Below are 2,286 nucleotides of genomic sequence, written 5' to 3' on the forward strand. Positions count from 1 at the left end.
GTCTGGCGTGGCCGGCAACCCGCGCCCGTAGGCCCGCTGCGCCAGCCGCGTGAGCTGCCATTGGCCCGCGCTAAAACCCAGAATAAACAGCAGGCACAGGCCGTAGAGCGCTACCAGCACAACGGGCAGCACTACCATCGGAAATCAGAAACGTAGGGGTGCAACAAAGCGAAAACAGCAGCGGCAGCCCGGCCCGCGAGCCCGGCCTACCAGTATTTAAAAATGGTCCAGAGAATTTTGTAGCCGGCCCCGATGGTGCCGCGCACCGTGCCCGATACCTTGCTCGTGCCGATGCGCTTGCGGTAGCGCACGGGCACCTCTACGGTGCGCAGGCCCAGGCGGGCAGCCTTTACCTGCATTTCCACCGTCCAGCCGTAGGTTTTGTCTTCCATGCCGATGGCCAGAAGGGCCGGCGTCGTCACGGCCCGGAAGGGGCCCAGGTCGGTGACCTGGCCGCCGTAGCGCAGGTTGAGCAGGAAAGCCGCCAGCCAGTGGCCGAAGCGGTGCTGGGGCAGCAGCGCGCCTTTTTCGCGCTCGCCCAGCGCCCGAGAGCCAATCACGAGGTCGGCTTCGCCGCGCAGCAGCGGGGCCAGGAGTTCGGGCATTTGTTCGGGGAAGTCGGAATGGTCGCCGTCGAGAAATACGACGAGGTCGGGCCATTCGGATTTATTGCCCCCAAAAGCGTGGGCCATGCCAGCCAGGCAGGCGTAGCCGTAGCCCGGCCGCGGCTCATGCAGCACGGTGGCGCCGTTGGCGCGGGCAATGGCCCCGGTGTCGTCGGTCGAGTTATTGTCGACCACAATGACTTCATGGACAAGGCCTTTCGGGATTTCAGATAAAACCAGTGCAATAGCTCCCGCTTCGTTGTGGGCCGGAATGATAACGCTGATGCGGGGCTGCGACATGAAGGCAAGTGAGCTAATAGGAGCACAAAGATGACGCCTCCAATCGCAAAGCCTTACGCCGGCCGTACTTTGCGGCCTCAAATTATTCAAACCCCGATGCTCCAGGTAGGTCAGCCCGCCCCCGATTTCACGCTTCGTACCACTTCCGGCCAGTCGTTTCGCCTGGCCGACCAACGCGGCCGGCACGTTGTGCTGTATTTCTACCCCAAAGACGATACGCCCGGCTGCACCGCCGAGGCCTGCTCATTCCGCGACCAGTACGAAGATTTTAAAGACCTTGGGGCCGAAGTCGTCGGCATCAGTTCCGACAGCGAGCAGTCGCACCAGAAGTTCACGCAAAAGCATCGCCTGCCCTTCGAACTGCTGGCCGATACCGACGGCAAGGTGCGCAAGCTCTACGAGGTGCCCCGCGCCCTGCTGGGCCTGCTGCCCGGCCGCGTCACATTTGTGATTGACAAAGAAGGCATTATTCAGCACATCTTCAATTCCTTGAGTGGCGCCACCGACCACGTGAGCAACGCCAAGGAGGTACTGAAAGGGCTAAAGTAGGCTAGGGCTTGGTGAACTCGGCATCGTCCAAAAAGAAACCCGGTCACTATGCGGCCGGGTTTCTTTTTGGACGATGCCGAGTTCACTAAAACGACTGCACAATGTTGTTGCGCAGCGTTTTCGGGCTCCAGTAGCCGCTGGCAATGATGCGGCGGATGGTGAAAAGCGGGTCGTTCTGGTCGCGCTTTTCGGCCAGCGAGAAGGCGGCCACGAAGCCGCGCTTTTTCAGCTCGGGGAAGGCCTGCGGGTTCCAGAGGCCGAAGGGGTAAGCGAAGTACACGATTTTCTTGCCCGTGATTTCCTCCAGCGTTTTGGTGGGCTTGTCGATTTGGGTTTCCCAATCCTTACCCTGGTATTTCTTCACGTTGTGGTGGTCCCAGGTGTGCGAGCCGATGACGTTGCCCTCGTCGGAAAGCTGCTTCACCATGGCCTTAGTCATGTAGTGCGGGCGGCCCAGGCTCACGGTCATCACGAAGTACATGGCTTTGTAGCCGTACTGCTCCAGCGTGGGCCGGGCAATGGTGAACTGGTCGAGGTCAGTATCATCAAAGGTGAGCATGATGGGCTTGCTCGGCAGCTTGGCGCCGGTAGTCATGTAGGCGTAGAGCTGGTCGGGCGAGATGGTGTGGTATCCGCTGTCGGCCAGCATCTTAATCTGGGCCTTGAACTGCGCGATGGGCACGATATAGTCCTTGGCGCCCTTCGAGTCGCGGGCCGTCCAGTCCCGAATCTGGTGGTAGCACAGGATGGGTACCTGCGGGCGGGCCAGAATGGCGGCCGCGTTGCCGGCGGCGCTGGCCGGAATGGTTTTGGGGTCGGGGGCGGGCGTGGC

The 2,286-nt window shown here is 61.2% G+C and carries 3 protein-coding genes; 1 reads left to right on the forward strand and 2 read right to left on the reverse strand.

Annotated features, from left to right (window positions below):
* Window positions 1-206 precede the first annotated feature (206 nt).
* Window positions 207-905, reverse strand: a complete 699-nt coding sequence (locus ACYVDE_RS20600) for a glycosyltransferase family 2 protein (RefSeq protein WP_460503414.1) — start codon at window positions 903-905, stop codon at window positions 207-209.
* Between the two features lie 96 nt (window positions 906-1,001).
* On the opposite strand from ACYVDE_RS20600, the gene ACYVDE_RS20605 reads away from it, so the two are divergent.
* Entirely contained in the window at window positions 1,002-1,454 is a 453-nt protein-coding gene (locus ACYVDE_RS20605; RefSeq protein WP_460503415.1) for a peroxiredoxin, read from the forward strand.
* Between the two features lie 85 nt (window positions 1,455-1,539).
* Here the strand turns inward: ACYVDE_RS20605 and ACYVDE_RS20610 are convergent.
* Window positions 1,540-2,286 (reverse strand): polysaccharide deacetylase family protein (locus ACYVDE_RS20610; RefSeq protein ID WP_460503416.1); only part of this gene is annotated, 747 nt, incomplete at its 5' end.

It is taken from the genome of Hymenobacter agri, assembly GCF_054778495.1.

Coding starts and splice junctions, on each gene's coding strand:
- ACYVDE_RS20600 (WP_460503414.1), bottom strand. CDS start 905: ATGTCGCAGCCCCGCATCAGCGTTATCATTCCGGCCCACAACGAAGCG.
- ACYVDE_RS20605 (WP_460503415.1), top strand. CDS start 1,002: ATGCTCCAGGTAGGTCAGCCCGCCCCCGATTTCACGCTTCGTACCACT.